Genomic DNA, 18,477 nt, shown 5'->3' with positions numbered 1-18,477 from the left:
TTTTGGTTGGTCCGACTGGCCTATACCCGTCCGGCGGTAAGGCGGCCGTCGAAGAGCTGGTCGAACTCGTTCAATGCTGCCTTCCACTTGTTGTTCCAGCGCTTGCGGCCGCGGCCGGAGGGGTCGAGGGCGAGGGTGGCGAGGTAGATCCTCTTGAGTGCCGCCTGTTCGTTGGGGAAGTGTCCGCAGGCGGTGGCCGCGCGGCGGTAGCGGGCGTTGAGGGACTCGATGCTGTTGGTCGTGTAGACGACCTCGCGGATCGCGTCGGGGAAGGCCAGGAACGGCACGAACTCGCTCCAGGCCCGCTGCCAGACGGTGGCGATACTGCCGTACTTGTGGCCCCACTTGGCGTCGAACTCGTCGAGGCGCTCGCGGGCCTGGGCCTCGTTGACGGCGGTGTAGACGGGCTTGAGGTCGGCGGCGACCTCGGGCCAGTCCCGCCTCGAGGAGTAGCGCAGGCTCTGCCTGATCAGGTGAACGACGCAGCGCTGCACGACGGTCTGGGGCCACACGTTCGCGACCGCGTCCGGCAGGGCGGACAGTCCGTCGCAGACCAGCATGAGCACGTCCCTGACCCCGCGATTGCGCAGGTCGGTGAGGACTTGCTGCCAGAACTTGGCGCCCTCGCCGCCGTCGCCGGCCCACAGGCCGAGGATCTCGCGGTAGCCGTCGGCGGTGACCGCGATGGCCACGTAGATGGGCCTGTTGGCGACCTGCCCGTCCCTGATCTTGACGTGGATGGCGTCCGATGAAGACGACCGGGTAGATCGCGTCGAGGGGACGGGTGCGCCACTCGTTCATCGAGTCCAACGCCTTGTCGGTGATCGTGGAGATCGTCTCCTTGGACGTCTTCATCCCGTACACCTCGTCCAGGTGCGCGACGATCTCGCCCGAGGTCATGCCGCGGGCGGTCAGCGAGAGGACCATCTCGTCCAGGGCGCCGGTACGACGGGCCCCTTTGGGCAGGATGCGGGGCCGGAAGGTGCCCAGCCGGTCGCGGGGGATCTGCAGCGTGATCGGCCCGACCTCGCTCATCACCTTCTTCGTGCGGTACCCGTTGCGGCCGTTGCCGCCCGAACGCGAGCCCCGCCCGCCGGCCCGCTCAGCCTCGGCGGCCAAGTGCTCCTCCAGCTCGGCCTCCAGAGCGGCCTGCATCAGGTGCTGCGTGATCGCGGGCAGCAGACCGTCCTCACCGACCAGCCGCAGCCCGCCGCCGCGGACCCTCTCCTTGGCCAGCAGCGTCAGCGCGTCCAGCAGGTCCAGACCCAGCCCGTCCACGGACTCCGGCATTCTCCTCATGTCCGCACCGTCCGCGGCCGTCCCGTCGACGGCAAGCGACACGCCGCCCACCGTCTCGAGAGAGTGAATCTTCTGGATCGTCATCAGGTGTCCCTTCCGGTGAAGTTTCCACCTAATTCATGACACTCCCGTTGCGCACCCGGATGCGCGTGCTGCTCGTGACCATCTGATGGCGGGACCCGTATGGCCGGTGCGCAGGTGAGGCAGGCAGTCGGGCTCGGCCCGGACGTCGTGCGCGGGGAGTCCTGGGATCGTCGGCAGGCCGTCCCGGCGGCCGCCGGCCGATTCCCGGCAGCCCGCCGATCCCGCCCGTCCGCTCACGGTTCGGGCGACGCCACCTCGGGAGGTTCCCCTACGTCACCGAGGTGAGCCCGCCGCGACCGGAACGGGGTGCGTCGCCTCCCGCAAGGGGGTACTCGGCGGCGGTGGTGCGTGAGGCATCGCAGGGACCGCAGTGGGTGCTGGGAGGCAAGCGTGAACTCATCGGTGGACCGGATCGCGGAGCCTTGGGGTACCCGAACTCCGTACGGGCGGCACGAGCCGTGGCCCGCGCGCGTCGACAGCTACCTGGCGGAAGGTGTCGGCCCTGACCAGGTGGAGCGATGGGTGCAGACCGCGTCGGTCCTCCACTCCGACGGGGACGCCATGGATATCGCCGTCGTGGACGGGCGCATGGCCGGAGTGCGAGGGCGGGCACAGGACCGGGTCAACCACGGCCGGCTCGGGCCCAAGGACCTCTTCGCCTGGCAGGCCAACGCCTCACCCGACCGCCTCACCAGGCCACTCGTACGGCGCGACGGCCACCTGGAGGAATGCGACTGGGACACCGCGATGGGGCGGGTGGTCACCCGCTCGCGGGAGCTGCTGGAGGAGCGCGGCCCGGGATCGATCGGCTTCTACACCACGGGCCAGCTCTTCCTGGAGGAGTACTACACCCTCGCCGTCCTGGCCCGCGCCGGTATCGGCACCAACCACCTGGACGGCAACACCCGGCTGTGCACCTCCACCGCCGCCGAGGCGCTGAAGGAGTCCTTCGGCTGTGACGGGCAGCCCGGCTGCTACGACGACATCGACCACGCCGACGTCATCGCCCTGTTCGGGCACAACATCGCGGAGACCCAGCCCGTGCAGTGGATGCGCGTCCTGGACCGGCTGGCCGGCGGCGACCCGCCCCGCCTGGTCTGCGTCGACCCCAGGCCCACACAGGTGGCCCGCCACGCCACCGTCCACCTGGCCCCGCGCCTCGGCACGAACATCGCCCTGCTCAACGCCCTCCTGCAGGAGATCATCCGAACCGACCGGGTCGACCACGACTACATCGCGGCCCACACGGTCGGCTACGAGGAACTGGCCGCCAGGGTGGAGAAGTGCACCCCGGCATGGGCGGCCGGGATCTGCGACGTACCGGCCGCCCGGATCAGCGAGGCGGCCGAACTCCTCGGCACGGCGAACCGGCTGCTGTCCACGGTCTTGCAAGGCGTCTACCAGTCCCACCAGGCCACCGCGGCCGCCGTCCAGATCAACAACCTGCACCTGATCCGCGGCATGCTCGGCAAGCCCGGCGCCGGCGTCCTGCAGATGAACGGCCAGCCCACCGCCCAGAACACCCGCGAGTGCGGCGCCAACGGTGACCTGCCCGGCTTCCGCAACTGGCAGAACGACGACCACGTCGCCGACCTGGCGCGCGTGTGGAACGTCGACCCGAAGACCATCCCGCACTACGCGCCGCCCACCCATGCCATGCAGATGTTCCGCTACGCCGAGCAGGGCTCGATCCGCATGCTGTGGATCAGCGGAACGAACCCGGCGGTGTCCCTGCCCGAGCTGGCCCGGATCCGCTCGATCCTCGGGCAGGACCGGCTCTTCGTGGTCGTACAGGACCTCTTCCTGACCGAGACCGCGCAACTGGCCGACGTGGTCCTCCCGGCGGCGTCCTGGGGAGAGAAGACCGGCACCTTCACCAACGCGGACCGAACGGTGCACCTGTCCGACAAGGCCGTCGACCCGCCCGGCGAGGCGAGGCCGGACCTGGACATCTTCCTCGACTACGCCGCCCGGATGGACTTTCGCGACAAGGACGGCGGGCCACTGATCACCTGGCGCGACCCCGAGTCGGCGTTCGAGGCGTGGAAACGGTGCAGCGCGGGCCGGCCGTGCGACTACACGGGTCTGTCCTACGACCGGCTGCGCGGCGGGAGCGGCATCCAGTGGCCTTGCACCGAGCAGGCCCCCGACGGAACGGAGCGCCTCTACACCGACGGCATCAGCTGGGCGCATCCCGACGTGTGCGAGTCGTACGGCAAGGACCTGGTGACGGGCGCGGCACAGGAGGTCGTCGAGTACCGCTCCCACAACCCCGACGGCAAGGGCATGATCAAGGCGGCCGAATTCCTACCGCCGCACGAAGCGCCCGACGAGGAGTACCCGTTCCAGCTGACCACCGGCCGGACCGTCTACCACTTCCACACGCGTACCAAGACCGCCCGGGCACCCCAGCTGAACGCGGCCGCCCCCGACGTATGGGTGGAGGCGTCCGCCACCGACGCGGCCGCGCTCGGACTCGGCGAAGGCGACCTGGTGGAGGTCGGCACACCCCGCGGCGCCCTGCGCGGACGGCTGCGTGTCACCGGCATCCGCGCGGGACTGCTCTTCGTCCCCTTCCACTACGGCTACTGGGACACGGAAGCCGGGCACGCCCCCGACGGGGACACCCCTGGACGGGCCGCGAACGAGACGACCGTCACCGACTGGGACCCTGTCTCCAAACAGCCGCTGTTCAAGACCGCCGCGGCCGCGCTGCGCCTCGTGGAACGCGGCGACGGCCACAGGGCTCCCGCCCCGACGACCACCGCGTCCGCCCCCGCACCGACTCAAGGTGCTGTTGCCGTGCCGCCCACGACCGGGGGCCGGTCGGCGTTCGTCACAGAGTCGGCCGGCACCACGTGGCACAGCTTCCGGGAGGAGGCACGGTGAACGGCATCACATTCGTCCTGCGGGTCCTCCACCACGGCGAGAAGCATCTGGCCAGGCATCTGACGACCGTGGCCGAGCGCCACCGCACGGAACACGAGGTCCATCACGTCGCCCTGGACCTGGCCGGCTGGTCCCGCGAGCACGCCCAGCGCCTGGCCGACACCGCCGGGCGCCTCGGCCTGGGTATCGGCGATTCCACCGGCACGCCTCTTCCGCACCTGCTGTCCACGCTCAGGGAGAAGGAGTCCGAAGCGCTGTCCCACCGCCCCGAACCCGGCCTCCTGCTCCTGCGCGACCTGCGCGAACTGCACCTCGGCGCAGCGGAGAACTCCCTGCACTGGGAGATGCTCGCCCAGGCCGCACAGGCCCGCAAGGACGGCGAGCTGCTCGCCCTGGCCTCCGCCTGCCACCCGGCGACCCTGCGGCAGATGCGCTGGGCCAACACCATGATCAAGAATCTGGCCCCGCAGATCCTGACCAGCCTCTGACCGGTCCGGTACATGACCTGCGCCGTGTGGCCCCGCCCGTCCAGGGCACTCGGCCCGACGACGAGGGTGAACGAAGGAGGAAATGTGCAGCTGTCATCCCTGCAACCGCTCTTCGACCGCCCGGGTCCGTGGGCGACCGTGTACGTCGACCCCGCCCAGAACGACGAGTCCGGCGCCAAGCGTCGGGAGCTGTCCGTACGCGAGGCGTGCCGGACGCTCGAGGACGAGGGTGCCGACGCGGCGACCGTCGAAGCGGTGCGCGACGCCCTCACGCGGATGACGCCCGCGGAAGACCCGGCGGGGCGAGTGATCTTCGCGGCCGGCGGCGATGTGGTGCTCAGCCACCGGCTGTCCCGGCCGCCGCAGCGGCAGATCGTCTCCTGGGCCCCGCTGCCCCGCCTGACACCGCTGCTGGAACTGGCGGGCCAGGACCCGGTCTGCCTCGTGGCGTACATCGACCGGACCGGCGCCGACTTCGAGCTCCGCGGGGCGGCCGGCCCGCAGGACGCGGGGCAGGTCGAGGGACAGCGGCATCCCGTGCACCGTACGGCGTCGTCCGACTGGTCCGAGCGGCACTTCCAGCTCAAGGTCGAGAACACCTGGGAGCACAACGCCGACGAGATTGCCAAAGCGCTGAGTGCCGCGTACGGGGAGTGCGGTGCCGATCTGGTCGTCCTGGCCGGCGATCCCCGCGAGCGGCCGGCCGTGTACGAACGGCTCCCCGACGCCGTCCGCCAGGTCACCGTGCAGACCGAACACGGAGGCCGAGCCGCCGGGTCCTCCTCTCCAGCCCTGGAGGAGGCCGTCGAGCAGGCCCGGCACCGGCACGGGCACCGACGAGTCGAGGAGGCACTCGACCGCTTCCGCGCCGGACGCGCGGGCGCCGACCGGCCCACGGACGCGGTCGAGGGCGTGCCGGCCCTCGTGGAGGCGGCCCGGGAGCACCGCATCGACACCCTGCTGGTCCGGCCCGGCGGACCGGACCTGGGCCGGGAGACCTGGGTGGGTGCCGCGCCCGACCAGGTGGCGGTGCGACGGACCGACGCGCAGACCCTCGGCGAGAGCGAGCCGACGCCGGTGCGCGCGGACGACGCGCTGCTGCGCGCCGCCGCCGTCACGGCCGCCGACGTTCTCGTCGTCCCCGCCTCGGACGAGGACGGCAACGATCCGGACGTACCGATCGGAGGGCTGGGGGCCCTGCTGCGCTGGTCGTACGAGCCGACTCCGGCATGACGGCGGCGCAGACGGCAGAACGGGCCGGCGCTCCGCTCGGTCCCGGTACGGAGCAGCGGAGGCGGTATCCAAGACGGCGGTACGGGGTGGCGACCGCGATGCTGGCGATTCTCGTCACCGTCGGCTCCTGCGGGACGTCGTCCGAGCGGCGTGATGGCGTCACGGCGGAGGTCGTCCGCTTCGAACGGGCGTTGGACACCGGGCGGCGTGCGGTCCTGTGCGCCGCCCTCGCGCCTTCCACCAAGGAGGAGCTGGAGCAGTCCACCAAGAGCCGGTGCGAACAGGCGATCGGTGAGCAGGACCTTCCGCGGGCCGGTGCCGTGCGGAGCGTGGACACGTACGGCGACCAGGCCCGGGTGGTCCTCCAGCACGACACCGTCTTCCTGGCGCACTTCCCCGAAGGCTGGAAGGTGACCGCCGCCGGATGCCGACCGCGCCCCCAGCGGCCGTACCAGTGCGAGATCAAAGGCGGGTGACAAGACCGTGAGGACATTGTTCGTCGGGACCCTCCTGCTGATAGCCGTGGGACTGGCGTACTTCATGGCGCTGGGACTGATGCGCCGATGAACGCCGTACCGACGTCCGGCAAGGGCACCTCACCGGGGAGGCGCCGTGCGCGGCTGTTCGTGCGCCACAACAGTCTGGGCCTGTTCTTCCTGCTCACGTTCCTGCTCGCCCTGGTCGGGCAGGCCGTGGCCGGACACGCGGAGTTCAACAACCAGCTCGTCAGCGAGGGTATGGCACCCATCAGCCTGGGCGCCTACCTGACCACCTCGGACTTCGCCGTCGACGTCACGGAGAACTGGCAGTCGGAATACCTGCAGTTCTTCCTCTACATCTTCGCCACGGTCTACCTGCTGCAACGAGGCTCACCGGAATCCAAGGAACTCGGCAAGGCCGGTACCGAGTCGGACGAGGACCAGATGGTCGGCGAGCACGCCACTGGCGACTCCCCACGCTGGGCCGCGGCCACCGACTGGCGCGCAGCCGTGTACTCCCGTTCGCTCGGCCTGGTCATGGGAACCATTTTCCTGCTGTCCTGGCTGGCCCAGTCCGTCACGGGCGTCGCCGCCTACAACGAACAGCAACTGCGTCAACTGCAGGCCCCCGTCTCGTGGACCGACTACCTTTCCTCCGCGGACTTCTGGAGCCGCACCCTGCAGAACTGGCAGTCCGAGCTGCTGGCCGTCGCCTCCATGGCCATCCTCGCCATCTACCTGAGGCAACGAGGTTCACCCGAGTCCAAGCCCGTCGGGGCGTCCCATTCAGCCACCGGCGTCGAAGGCTGAAACACCCGAGGATCGAAGCGCTGGAGACGATCGGACGACATCGTCTCGGCCACCGTCAGACGGAACCGACGAGTGTGCGCCGCCGCGGCCCTGGCGTGCTTGATCCCGTCCCCGGACGGCAGTGCCTGTCCGCGCGCCGCGAAGTGGTCAGAGGCCGACACGGACACTATGCTGCCAAAGTCGGCCGTTCCGGGGTCTGCCCGGCCAGCCGGAACGGCCGGACCATCCTCCCCATGATGTCCCGGCCGGACCGGTGAGCGGTGACAGCGTCCGCATCCCGGCCAGGAGCACCTGGCACACACGGGTACGGGAGCCCCTTGCAGCCACCGAAAGGGCGTCCGTGTCGATGTGCGCCGGCGTACGGAGGACGTCACTCACGCGCCGTGTGTCCTGCGTGTCACGACGGCGCATGTGACTGATCGGTGTGGGTATGAATCGCCGTAGGCGAGTGTTCGGCATATGCCGGATGGAGTGGAGCTGCGATGCCGATGATCCGCCCCGTGCTTCCGATGTCTCTTATGAGCTGTGAACCCGGGTCCGATGTCGCGCGCATGACCCAGCGCGGCGGACGGAAGCAGGGCTCGTGCCGGATGTACGAGACCGTGCCGGTCCCGGCGCACGGTGACAGTGACGGCTCCAGCGATGGCCTCCGTGCTTGACAGGACTGCGGCCGCGTCGGCGCTTCTGGAGCTGATGCAGGCCAGTCACACCGCCACGCTGGAGGAGATCCCGGCACTGATCGCCGACCGCGTCGCCGAGGTCGGGATATACGACACGGCGGTCTTCGTCGTCGACATCCGCGAGACGGTACTGCGCCAGCTCACCGGCAAGGGGCGCGACGCCGGGAGCGGTGGCCAGGAGTTCACCGTCCAGGGCAGTCTGCCCGGCCAGGCGTACCAGCGGGTGGATCTGCTCGCCGAGCCGGCGACGGGCGACGCGCCGGACGGGCGACGGCGGTGGTGGGTGGCCGTCACCGACGGCGTGGAACGCCTCGGCGTACTGCGGGCCGACACCGACGCCGACGACGAACCGACCCGCCGGTCCCTACGCGATCTGGCGTCGATGACGGCCCTGCTCCTGCTCAGCAAGCGCTCCTTCAGCGACTCCTACGCCCGTCGGGTGCGCACCGAGCCGATGAACGTGGCCGCGGAGATGCAGTGGAACCTCACCCCGCCTCCCGCGTACGCCGGGCACAGCGCCACCGTGGGCGCGGTCATGGAACCCGCCTACCAGGTGGGCGGGGACGCCTTCGACTACGCCGTGGCCGGCAGTGTGCTGCATTTGGGGATCTTCGACGCCATGGGACACGACACCACCGCCGGGATCACCGCGAACGTCGCCGTCGCCGCCTGCCGCAACGCCCGCCGCCACGGTGCGTCACTGGCCGAGAGCAGTGAACTGGTGGAACAGGTGCTCCTGGAGCAGTTCGAAGGCCGTCGTTACGTCACCGGCATCCTGGCCGATCTCGACATGGACACCGGACGGCTGACCTGGATCAACCGCGGTCATCACCTCCCGATCGTGATCCGCGACAACCGGTGGACGACCGAGTTGGCCTGTCCGCCGGCCGGTCCCATGGGCACCGCCCTGGGTCTGCCGGTGACCGAGTGCACCGAGCACTTGCAACCCGGCGACCGCGTACTGCTCTACACCGACGGTGTGATCGAGGCGCGTGACGCCCGCGGCAGGCAGTTCGGACGGTCGCGTTTCGCGGACTTCGTCAAGCGTCACCACTCCGGCCGGCACACCGTGCACGAGACCCTTCGCCGGCTGATGGCGGCCGTCATGGACCACCACGGCGGGAAACTCGACGACGACGCCACGGTCCTGCTCTCCGAATGGCGAGGCAGTCATCAGGACGAGCTGACTCCATGAGCGGTGCTGGTGCTCGCGGGTGTACCGGATGAAACTTCCAGCAGCGGGTAGAACGGTTGAGGCACCTGATCACAGGCGCTGGGGCGGCCCCTCCCGGGCGGTTCCCTGTGTGAACTGAAGGACGTACGGCATGGCCAGCGGCACCGTGAAGTGGTTCAACGCCGAAAAGGGCTTCGGCTTCATCGAACAGGAAGGTGGGCCGGACGTCTTCGCTCACTACTCGGAGATCAAGGGCAGCGGCTACCGCGAGCTGACCGAGGGCGAGCGCGTCACGTTCGACATCGGGCAGGGACCGAAGGGTCCGCAGGCGCAGAACATCGTCCGCGGCTGACCTCGAAGGGCCGGGGTATGGCGCCGTGTCTGTGCTCCTGTGGACGTTGGGAGAACAGAAGCCGGTACAGGCCGCCGCCGAGGAGTGGCAGAGGGCCGCGAGCCGGTGTCGCGGTCCTGCGCAGCCGGCGGGCCGTATCCACCGACTGAGTGATGGCGCGCGCAGAAGACGATGTCCTCCGCCACGCCCAGCATGCAGCCCTGTCCGCCCGGACCTTTCGGAGCCCGCGTGAAACCTCACATGCCTCAGCGTGCGAGCCGGTCACGCTGCCGTGGTGAACGCGGAGGCGGCAACAGCGGTGCCGACGCCGGCGTGCACCACCACGCTTGTGGTGGTGTCGGCGTTCGCCTCCAAGAGATGTCGTGCGGCCACGCTGGGGGCGGCCACGGCCAACGGGATGCCGAGGCCGCCGCACAGACGGCGAGCGCGTAGGACCGCGCTGACTGCTGCGACTCCTCCTGCGGATTCCCGCAGAGAGATCACCTCAGGTCCGGTCCTGTGGGCACCGGCAAGAGCAGTGATCTCCTCGGGCTGGACGGCCCGGCCGCCAATGGTCGGATCCTCTTTCACCGTGATGACCAGCACCTCGTTCAGAATCGCACGAGAAAAAGCGTCACAACCTGCCCGCGGTCGGGCTGGGAATGACGGTCGGCTTGGGGGGTATGCGATCGATGTACAGGCCACGTGATTCATGTCGGTCAGGAGACCAGCGATGCTCATGGCACACCCCGCAGTACTCACGAACCTGATCGAGCAGTACGAGACCCTGCAGACCCTGCAGGCGGAGAAGGGCAGCCCCGACGTGCGCCAGCGCATGGACGATGTCGCCTACACACTGTGTGTGTCAACCGGCACCCGCGACATCGATGCCGCGCTTGTCGCTGCCCACCGCCAGCTGGCCGCCGCTCGCCCGCAGGGAAACTCCACCCTGGTCTCTGCCTGATCGTTGCGCGTACAGGACTACCACCGCATGGGTGAGACCGCCGACCTGCCCACCGTGACCAGCCTTGACGAGCTGACTCGGCTGGTCACCGGCCGCCGTGGCCTCTACGTGCGTTGGTCCCTCGGCCCGGCGCGTGACTTGCCGCGTGCGAGCAGCAAAGACGACTTGACCGGCTTGAGGCTGCCGGGCCTGTCGGCCAGTTCACTGGACGTGGAGGACTGGTGGGGAGAGCGGCCCGCGCGCGTCTGGGTCGCCCGTCGACTCTACGACTACTGCCATCTGCCCCGGATCAAGGATGCTCGTACCCGGCCATGGCTCTTGCGGGGCCGGGAGGCGGCCCGTGGCCCGGACAACGAACCCTTGGTGAGGGATGTCCGACCTCTGGGCTGGGTCGCCGACAGCGTCATCGCGGAGGCTTGCAACATCGTCACCGAGCAGCCCGGTCACTGGGGAACTCTCGACCGTGACGGAACGACCTGAAGACGGCTCGTCGCGGGCGGGGCCGAGCAGCGGACCCGGCTCCTGCGCAGGACGAGTCGGCTGTCGAACGAGTATGAGAAGGAGGGGAGTGGATGACTCCCGTGTCCGTTCCCCCAGGCCGCCGGCAGAGCGTTGATGCCGTCGCCCGCAGAGGCGAAGACACGGCGGTGCCGTTTTGGCCCGGTCGGGTGCACGACCGGGTTGCCCGCCCGCAGCGGGGTACGGCTGTGTCATGAAGGCACTGGTGGTCAACTGCACGCTGAAAAAGTCCCCCGAGCCGTCCGACACCGCCGCACTGGCCCAGGTCGTCGGCGACTGGCTGGCGGAGAACGAAGGCGTCGAGGTCGAGTACGTCCGGGCCGTGGATCTCGACATCCATCCCGGCGTGGTCAGCGAAGCCGTCGCCGCCGGTGACGACTGGCCCGCGGTGCACGCCAAGCTGCTGCAGGCGCAGATCCTCGTCGTCGCGTCCCCGACCTGGCTCGGCAGGCCGTCCTCGGTCGCCCAGCGCGTCCTGGAACGCATGGACGCCATGCTGTCCGAGACGGACGACGAGGACCGCCCCGTCGCCTACAACCGCGTCGCGGGAGTCGTCGTCACCGGCAACGAGGACGGCGCGCACCACCTGATCAGCGAGATCAACGGGGCCCTGTGCGACATCGGCTCCACCATCCCCGGTCAGTCGTGGACCTACTGGCACCTCGGCCCCGGCCCGGGCCCGGACTACCTCGATGACGGGCGCGGTCACGACTGGGCCCACAAGACCGGCCGCGCGATGGCCGCCAACCTGTACGGCACCGCGCGTGCGCTGGCCGCGAGCCCGCTGGGTGCTCCGCCTCAGTGAGCCGTGCCCCGAGCGGCCCGGGAGAGCCAGAGCCGGCCACCGTTTCAAGCCGGGCGGGAGGGAAACTCCGGGAGCGGTTGCGCATCTCGGCCGCAGCGGTCGGGCTTGTCCCGTCCGCGGCCGGCCGGCCGGGCACGTGAGGAACGGAGGGCACGCATGAAGGCTGTCGTGTGGCACGGACTGGGGGACATCCGCCTGGACGACGTGCCGGAGCCGAAGATCGAGGATGCCCACGACGCGATCGTGCGCATCACGACGTCCGCGATCTGCGGCACGGACCTCCACTTCATCCGCGGCACCATGCCCGGCATGCGGGAGGGCCGCATCCTCGGCCACGAGGCGGTCGGAGTCGTGGAGGAGACCGGGCCGGGCGTGCGCAACCTCCGACCCGGTGACCGCGTGGTGGTGCCGTCCACCGTCGCCTGCGGCACGTGCAGCTACTGCCGCGCCGGCTACTACGCGCAGTGCGACAACGCCAACCCCGGCGGCCCGCGGGCCGGCACCGTCTTCTTCGGCGGTCCCGAGGCCGCCGGGGGACTGGACGGGCTCCAGGCCGAGTACGCCCGGATCCCGTACGCCCACGTCGGGCTGGTCCCGCTGCCGGACACCGTGGACGACGCCCAGGCCATCCTGCTCTCCGACATCTACCCCACCGCCTGGTTCGGGGCGCGGCTCGCCGAGATCGGCGCGGGGGACACGGTCGCGATCGTCGGGGCCGGGCCGATCGGACAGGCCGCCATCGCCTGCGCCCGCATCCAGGGCGCCGGACGCATCATCGTCGTCGACGGTGTGGGGGACCGGCTGGAGCTGGCCCGTGACCAGCACGCCGAGACGGTCGACTTCAACGCCGAGGACCCGGTCGAGGCCGTGGTGCGGCTGACCGGCGGCATCGGCGCGGACCGGGTGATCGACGCCGTGGGTGTGGACGCCCAGCGCCCGTCCCACGGGCCGGCGGCCGACGCCCTGCGCAGTCAGGGCGAGCAGTTCGACCACGAGCGGGACGAGGCGGCCCCGGAACAGAACCCGGACGGCGGGACGTGGGTGCCGGGCGACGCGCCGTCGCTGGCGGCCCGCTGGGCGGTGCGGATGGCGGCCAAGGCAGGCACGATCGGCACCGTGGGGGTCTACCCGCCCCAGGTGCAGCACTACCCGTTCGGTGAGGCGTTCATGAAGAACCTCACGCTCAAGATGGGCAACTGCAATCACCGCCGTTATGTACCGGACCTGGTGTCCATGGTCGCCGCGGGCCGTCTCGACCCCACGCCGCTGATCACCCGCTGGGTCGGAACCGAGGACGCGCTGGACGCCTACCGGAGCTTCGACCGGCGCGAGCCCGGCTGGACGAAGGTCGCACTCGGCGTCGCGGGGGACGGCTCCGTCGCACCCGGCCTCGGTGAAGCGGCAGGGACGGGAGCGGCGACCACAGCGGGCACGCAGGGTCGGGTTGCGACGGACCAGGAGCGCGGAGGTGACCGCTCATGACGGCAAAAGCGGGTGAGAAGGCACAGAAGACGGGCGACTTCTACTGCGCGAGTTGCAGCGAGAAAGTCCATGTCGAGGAAGGGGACAAGATCCCCACCTGCCCGAACGGGCACAAAGAGTTCGGTACTCGCCGCAACGAACCGGACAACAAGTCCTGAGCGGGCGGCGCTGTCGGCGGCCGAGCCGACGCCGGCAGCGCCGGTCCCGCCTGGCCGACGGGGCGTTCGGCATCCTTCCTCCGCTCAGCCTCCCAGCACGCTCAGCCTCCCAGGGCGCGGAAGCTGGAAGAAGGCTGAGGCAGGGCGCGAGGAGGGGTCAGCTCCGGCCGAGGGCCCTGGCGAGCTGGTCCTTGTTCATCGTGGACCTGCCCTCGACCCCCTTCTTCTTCGCTTCCTGGTACAACTGCTCCCGCGTGGGGCCCCCGTCCGAGCCTCCGCCGCGCGAGGACCCGGACTTCTCACCGCCGCGCTGCGACGGGGACTTGCCCTTGGTGGAGCTACGGCTGGCGGACTTCGCCTCACCGGAGCGAGCACGCTCCTTGTTCACGGTCCTGGCGGCGATCTCCTTGGCCCGGCCCTGGGAGGCCCCGCGCTCCTCGGCGCTGTCCTTGATGTGCTCGTACTGACGCTCGCGCTTGGAACTGGATCCTGCAGGCATGGTCGTCTCCTCCTGGCACCGGTCGTTCGAACACCCGATGACGCAGGGACGGGTTGCCTGCGCCGGGGCGGGTAAACGGCCTCGTCGATCTGGCCATCCCTGCCGACACCGTGCGGACGTGGCTTGGCCGATGTCAGCCCTCGACTACCGGCGACCGAGCGAACCGCCGGACCGCCGGTCGCTCAGCCGACTCCGGTGGGCAGCCCTCCGGGTGCGCCTCACTGACCGGCGCCGACGTTTCCAGGAGACCCCCGAGCGGAGCGTGTCCCTGAGTTGTGTGAGCATGACGCCTTCACGCACAGCCCATGGTGAGAGCGTGACACGACCGATGCCGAGGCATCACATGGCGGTGTGGGCGATCGCACTGGGCAGGTACGGTCCCGTTTGCCCCGAGCCCCATCCCGGCGATTCCTCGTATCCGCCGGGATGAGGGCGGCCGAGGCATGGCAGCGGGACGGTATCAGTCAGTGGACAGCGCCTGCAGCAGTTCACCGACCTGTGGGTCGGGCAGGGAGCGGGCGACGTCGGCCTGGGCGACCATGCCGACCAGGTCGTGGCCGTCGATCACCGGCAGGCGGCGCACTTTGTGGTCGGTCATGGTGCGCAGAATCTCCTGCACGTCGTCATCGGCGCCGATGGTGACGGCCTCACCCTGGGCCAGTTCCCCGGCCGGACAGGTGGCGGGGTCCTTACCCGCGCCCAGCACCTTCACCACGATGTCCCGATCGGTCAGAACACCCTTCAGCTCGTTGTCCGTGCCGCAGATGGGCAGCGCCCCGACCCCGAGGTCCTTCATCTTGCGGGCCGCGTCCAACACCGTCTCCTCGGCACCGACGCACTCGGCTCCGCCGGTCATGATGTCTCGCGCCTTGGTCATGGAGTCTCCTCTTCCGCTGTGCCGCCTCCGCACGAGTGGTGCGGGGGCGGCGGCCAGGTGGACGGGGGTCGTGTTCCCGGGTGCTACGGCAGGTAACAGCCTGTTTTTCCGTCAGGGGGTCATCGACCTCAACGTCTGCGAGCGGGCACTGCCTACTCGGTGACGATCGAGTACGCCGTACGGTTGAGGGGTACGGGCGTCTGGCAGTAGTGCGCCGAGGAGGAGTGTCGTGCCCGTTGACGCTGTCGACCGGGCCCTGTGAAGCAACGGAGTGCAGCGGTGGTGCGAGTGGAGCTCGGGGCTGCGGTGGCGATGGCCAGGGAGATCGCCGAGGAGGTATTGGCCCCAGAGGCTGCGGCCGTGGACGAGGAGCACAGATGGCCGGACAAGGGTATGGCCGTGCTGCGGTACCGACTGGGTGGGCTGGTGGTACCGACCGAGTGCGGAGGCATGGGACACGGCCTGTTGGCGGTGGCGCAGGTCGGTGAGGCGACGGGGCGCGCCTGTGCCTCGACGTCGATCTGTTTTGGTATGCACCTTGTCGGCTCGGCGGTGATCGCTGCGAAGGCCAGCCGCCGGCAGCGGGAGCAGTATCTGGAGCCGATCGGGGCCGGCGAGCATCTGACGACTCTGGCCTTGTCCGAGCCGGGGACGGGTGGGGAGTTCTGGCTGCCGCAGACCCGTATGGAGCGTGTGGGGGGCGACCGGCTGCGGCTGACCGGGGCGAAGAGCTTCGTGACCAATGCCGGCCACGCGCATTCCTATGTCCTGTCCACGTTGGCTGCCGGCCCGGGAAAGCCGCCGGGACAGTTCTCGTGCACGGTGGTCGACGCCACCGTGCCGGGACTGGAGTGGGGGCCGGCCTGGCAGGGTTTCGGTATGCGCGGTAACGCCTCACGCGGGCTGAAGCTGCATGGTGCCGAAATCGCCGACTGGTGCCTTCTGGGAAAGGAGGGCGATGAGATCTGGTATGTCTTCAACGTCGTCGCCCCCTACTTCCTAATGGCCATGGCCGGCACCTACCTCGGTGTCGCCGCGGCGGCCCTGGTGGAGGCCCGTACCCATCTGCTGCGGCGCAAAGGGTCGCGCGTGGGCCGGTCCGCTGCCGGGCAGCCGGTCGTCCAGCATCGTCTGGGCACGATGTGGGCGCGCGTGGAACGCACCCGACGGCTGATCTACCATGCCGCCGCCGAGGCGGAGATCGGCGGCCCGGAGGCTCTGCTCGGGCTGGCTTCCGCCAAAGCGGAGGTCGCTGACGCAGCTGAAGCCACGATCAACGACGCCCTCACCCTGGTCGGCGGTATCGGATACGGCGAGCACTCACCCCTGCACCGCATGCTGCGCGACGCCCGCGCCGCGCACGTGATGTCCCCCACGACCGACCTGCTGCGGGTGTGGACCGGCCGTGCCCAGCTCGACGAACCCCTGCTCGAGGGCTGAAGCGGTGAACCCGAGTCTGCCCCTGCTGCTGCTCGTCGACCTCCCCCCGCAGACGGCCAACGCCATCACCGCCGAGCTGGCCACGACTGCCGACATCATCCAGAGCACCGCCGAGGACGTGCTGGCCTACACCGGCGGAACGCCCGGCTTGCGACGGCCCACGCTGGCGGTACTGGGGGAGAACGTCACGGCGCCTGCCGGCGTCGTCCACTCCCTGCGGCCGCATCCTGCGGATCTGACGGTAGTCGTGACGGCCACTCCCACCACGCACGAGGAGCTCGCCGTACTCCCGCTTCTGTTCTCCTCCGAGGTCGTTCACCGAGTGGAAGACCGCGCGACAGCGCAGCGGATACCCCACGTGGTGGGTGAGCTGCTGCAGCAGCTCACCCACCGCCAGACGCACGCCGCGGCGCAGGCGGCAGCCCAGCAGCGGCTGTCCTCGGGCACCTCGATCGCCCGGCAGCTGGGGGAGCGGCTGATGGGCCAGTTCCTGGCCCAGGCCCCGATCGGTGCGCTCATGCTGGACGGCACCGAGGTGATCGCCTGGAACCAGCGAGCCGCCGACGTCCTGGAGCTGACCGAGCCGGACTCGGTGCGCCGGCCGGTGACCGACCTGTTCCCGGAAGACCAGCGCACCGCGCTGCACCACCACTTGACCACCCCCGGGCAGCACCGGGAGGCCGAGCCCGACACGGTCTTCGAACGTGTCCGCGGCGACGGCACGTCCCAGGCCCTGCGCGTGGCAGTCCGACACGTCCTGGACACCGAGGGTCGTAGCCGCACCCTCGTCCTCATCGAGGATGTCACCGACCGTCTGCACGCCCAGCGCAAACTCGCCGAACGCACCAGCCACGCCCTGCTCACCGCCGAAGTCGCCGCCGCCATGACGGCGCCAGGGCCCTTGGACGAACGCCTGCGCCGGTGCGTGCGTGCTGCCACCGACCGCCTGGGCGCCGACCGCGTCTGCATCTGGAACCTGAACACCCGCGGTGAACTGGCCCACTCCATCTGCGCCGCAGACGACACCGGTTCGCCCGAAACATCCTTCTGTCAGACGGCTCAACGCGCCCTGGTGCAACAGGTCGTCGCGGCACGCCGTCCGCAACTGGACGCCTCGCCCCCGACCGGCTCGCACGCCTCACACCTCACAGACGTTCCCGGCTCATTGGCCGCCTTCCCCCTTGTCTCGGGCGGAGAGCTGCTCGGCGTGCTGTCGCTGACCACACGCCTGGCACTGCCCGGCTCGACCCTGACCACCTTGGAAAACATCGCCGACCAGATAGCCGTCGGAACACAACAGGACCGCCTGCTCAACCGCCTCAGCGACGCAACCCGCGCCCTCGAACGCCCCCTGCTCCCACCCACTCTGCCCGACCTGCCCGGCCTCGAGCTGGCCGCCCGCTACACCCCGTTCAGTCAGGGCCTGCACGTCGGCGGTGACTTCTACGACGCTTTCACCGCTCCCGACGGCCGCCACGTCCTGGTCCTCGGGGACGTCTGCGGAAAGGGCCCCGACGCGGCCGCCATCACCGGCCTGGTCCGCCACACCCTGTGGGCCGCCGCCCAGCACACCAGCGACCCCACCCACGTCCTCAACCTGGTCAATGACGCACTGCGCCGCCAGAAGGCCCCCTTCTGCACCCTCGTCTACGTCGTCATCGACACCACCCGCACCCCCGTCCGCCTGCAGATCGCCAGCGCCGGCCACCTCGCACCGCTCCTGCAGCGAGCGAACGGTGCTACGGCACCGCTGGAGACGCGGGGTGCCCTGCTGGGCGTCCTGGACACGCCGCACCACCCGGTCACCGAAGTGGAACTGGCTCCCGGCGACACCCTGGTCCTCTACACCGACGGCTTCACCGAAGGAGCCGGCGCCGCAGACCAGCGCGACCCGGAAGACCTCACCGCCATCCTCGCTTCTCTGCCGTCCACCACTACGGCAGGCCACGCCGCGAACATGGCCACCGCCCTGATGGACGACGCCCAGCGCTGGTGGGGCGAACGACTGCGCGATGACCTCGCCGTCCTCGTCCTGACGGCCACCGCCGCAGCCCCACGACCCGCCGATGACGGCGCCGACCCGAGCGTCGGGTGAGGGCCGAGTGCGCGGCGCGCGACCACCGGTTCATGACCGCCGCCAACTGACTGGGCTTAGGTCGTCAACGTGAACCACACCGAAAACTCCGAACGCTACCGGCCTCGGGCTAGTCGCAAGGCCGTGAAGTTTGCGGTTGGGGCGGGCTGTCAAGGGCCTGCGGGCGCGAGG

The 18,477-nt window shown here is 70.1% G+C and carries 17 protein-coding genes and 1 pseudogene; 14 read left to right on the top strand and 4 right to left on the bottom strand.

The window, feature by feature from the left end; all coding sequences use genetic code 11:
• Window positions 1-20: 20 nt before the first annotated feature.
• Window positions 21-1,290: pseudogene (locus ACFF45_RS35620) on the bottom strand (IS256 family transposase).
• A gap of 483 nt (window positions 1,291-1,773) precedes the next feature.
• Between ACFF45_RS35620 and ACFF45_RS06720 the strand changes: the two are divergent.
• The 7 genes from ACFF45_RS06720 (at window position 1,774) to ACFF45_RS06690 (ending at window position 9,488) form a co-directional block, all read left to right on the top strand.
• The gene (locus ACFF45_RS06720) at window positions 1,774-4,272 is read left to right on the top strand and encodes a molybdopterin oxidoreductase family protein (protein ID WP_381343226.1); all 2,499 of its coding nucleotides are present in this window, start codon (window positions 1,774-1,776) and stop codon (window positions 4,270-4,272) included.
• Window positions 4,269-4,760 (top strand): hypothetical protein, encoded by a 492-nt coding sequence (locus tag ACFF45_RS06715; RefSeq protein ID WP_381343223.1) that lies wholly within the window; start codon window positions 4,269-4,271, stop codon window positions 4,758-4,760. Before ACFF45_RS06720 ends, ACFF45_RS06715 begins: the two co-directional genes overlap by 4 nt.
• A gap of 84 nt (window positions 4,761-4,844) precedes the next feature.
• Entirely contained in the window at window positions 4,845-5,993 is a 1,149-nt protein-coding gene (locus ACFF45_RS06710) for a baeRF2 domain-containing protein (RefSeq protein ID WP_381343220.1), read from the top strand.
• Window positions 5,994-6,091: 98 nt separating this feature from the next.
• The gene (locus ACFF45_RS06705) at window positions 6,092-6,469 is read left to right on the top strand and encodes a hypothetical protein (protein WP_381343217.1); all 378 of its coding nucleotides are present in this window, start codon (window positions 6,092-6,094) and stop codon (window positions 6,467-6,469) included.
• A gap of 87 nt (window positions 6,470-6,556) precedes the next feature.
• Window positions 6,557-7,282: a DUF6766 family protein gene (locus ACFF45_RS06700; RefSeq protein WP_381343214.1), complete on the top strand. Its 726-nt coding sequence runs from the start codon at window positions 6,557-6,559 to the stop codon at window positions 7,280-7,282.
• Between the two features lie 642 nt (window positions 7,283-7,924).
• Window positions 7,925-9,157, top strand: a complete 1,233-nt coding sequence (locus tag ACFF45_RS06695; RefSeq protein WP_417801361.1) for a PP2C family protein-serine/threonine phosphatase — start codon at window positions 7,925-7,927, stop codon at window positions 9,155-9,157.
• Between the two features lie 130 nt (window positions 9,158-9,287).
• The gene (locus tag ACFF45_RS06690; protein ID WP_381343211.1) at window positions 9,288-9,488 is read left to right on the top strand and encodes a cold-shock protein; all 201 of its coding nucleotides are present in this window, start codon (window positions 9,288-9,290) and stop codon (window positions 9,486-9,488) included.
• Between the two features lie 261 nt (window positions 9,489-9,749).
• Here ACFF45_RS06690 and ACFF45_RS06685 read toward each other — a convergent pair whose 3' ends face one another.
• Entirely contained in the window at window positions 9,750-10,073 is a 324-nt protein-coding gene (locus ACFF45_RS06685; RefSeq protein WP_381343208.1) for a hypothetical protein, read from the bottom strand.
• Window positions 10,074-10,200: 127 nt separating this feature from the next.
• Between ACFF45_RS06685 and ACFF45_RS06680 the strand changes: the two genes are divergently transcribed.
• From ACFF45_RS06680 to ACFF45_RS06660, 5 genes are all read left to right on the top strand, one after another.
• Window positions 10,201-10,431 carry a DUF5133 domain-containing protein gene (locus ACFF45_RS06680; protein WP_381343205.1) on the top strand — a complete coding sequence of 77 codons (231 nt, stop codon included), beginning with the start codon at window positions 10,201-10,203 and terminating at the stop codon, window positions 10,429-10,431.
• 27 nt (window positions 10,432-10,458) lie between these two features.
• Entirely contained in the window at window positions 10,459-10,911 is a 453-nt protein-coding gene (locus ACFF45_RS06675; RefSeq protein WP_381343202.1) for a DUF6098 family protein, read from the top strand.
• 232 nt (window positions 10,912-11,143) lie between these two features.
• Window positions 11,144-11,755: a flavodoxin family protein gene (locus ACFF45_RS06670; protein WP_381343199.1), complete on the top strand. Its 612-nt coding sequence runs from the start codon at window positions 11,144-11,146 to the stop codon at window positions 11,753-11,755.
• Between the two features lie 156 nt (window positions 11,756-11,911).
• Window positions 11,912-13,237, top strand: coding sequence for a zinc-dependent alcohol dehydrogenase (locus ACFF45_RS06665; RefSeq protein WP_381343196.1), 1,326 nt, complete (start codon window positions 11,912-11,914; stop codon window positions 13,235-13,237).
• Window positions 13,234-13,395 (top strand): zinc ribbon-containing protein, encoded by a 162-nt coding sequence (locus ACFF45_RS06660; RefSeq protein ID WP_381343193.1) that lies wholly within the window; start codon window positions 13,234-13,236, stop codon window positions 13,393-13,395. The genes ACFF45_RS06665 and ACFF45_RS06660 overlap by 4 nt, the downstream gene beginning before the upstream one ends.
• A 157-nt stretch (window positions 13,396-13,552) precedes the next feature.
• Here ACFF45_RS06660 and ACFF45_RS06655 read toward each other — a convergent pair whose 3' ends face one another.
• Both ACFF45_RS06655 and ACFF45_RS06650 read right to left on the bottom strand, forming a co-directional pair.
• A complete protein-coding gene (locus ACFF45_RS06655) occupies window positions 13,553-13,894 on the bottom strand; it encodes a plasmid stabilization protein (RefSeq protein ID WP_381343190.1) in 342 nt (113 codons plus the stop codon).
• A gap of 460 nt (window positions 13,895-14,354) precedes the next feature.
• Window positions 14,355-14,771 (bottom strand): CBS domain-containing protein, encoded by a 417-nt coding sequence (locus tag ACFF45_RS06650; protein WP_381343188.1) that lies wholly within the window; start codon window positions 14,769-14,771, stop codon window positions 14,355-14,357.
• 279 nt (window positions 14,772-15,050) lie between these two features.
• Here ACFF45_RS06650 and ACFF45_RS06645 point away from each other — a divergent pair, with 279 nt between their 5' ends.
• Complete coding sequence (locus ACFF45_RS06645; protein ID WP_381343185.1) at window positions 15,051-16,211, top strand: acyl-CoA dehydrogenase family protein; 1,161 nt, start codon at window positions 15,051-15,053, stop codon at window positions 16,209-16,211.
• 4 nt (window positions 16,212-16,215) lie between these two features.
• On the top strand, window positions 16,216-18,306 hold the full coding sequence (locus ACFF45_RS06640; protein WP_381343182.1) for a SpoIIE family protein phosphatase: 2,091 nt from the start codon (window positions 16,216-16,218) through the stop codon (window positions 18,304-18,306).
• Window positions 18,307-18,477 lie beyond the last annotated feature (171 nt).

Origin of the sequence: Streptomyces cinereospinus (assembly GCF_042430725.1) — a bacterium.
In the GTDB taxonomy this organism is placed as follows: Bacteria; Actinomycetota; Actinomycetes; order Streptomycetales; family Streptomycetaceae; genus Streptomyces; species Streptomyces cinereospinus.
This window is presented reverse-complemented; position numbering and strand designations above follow the sequence as displayed.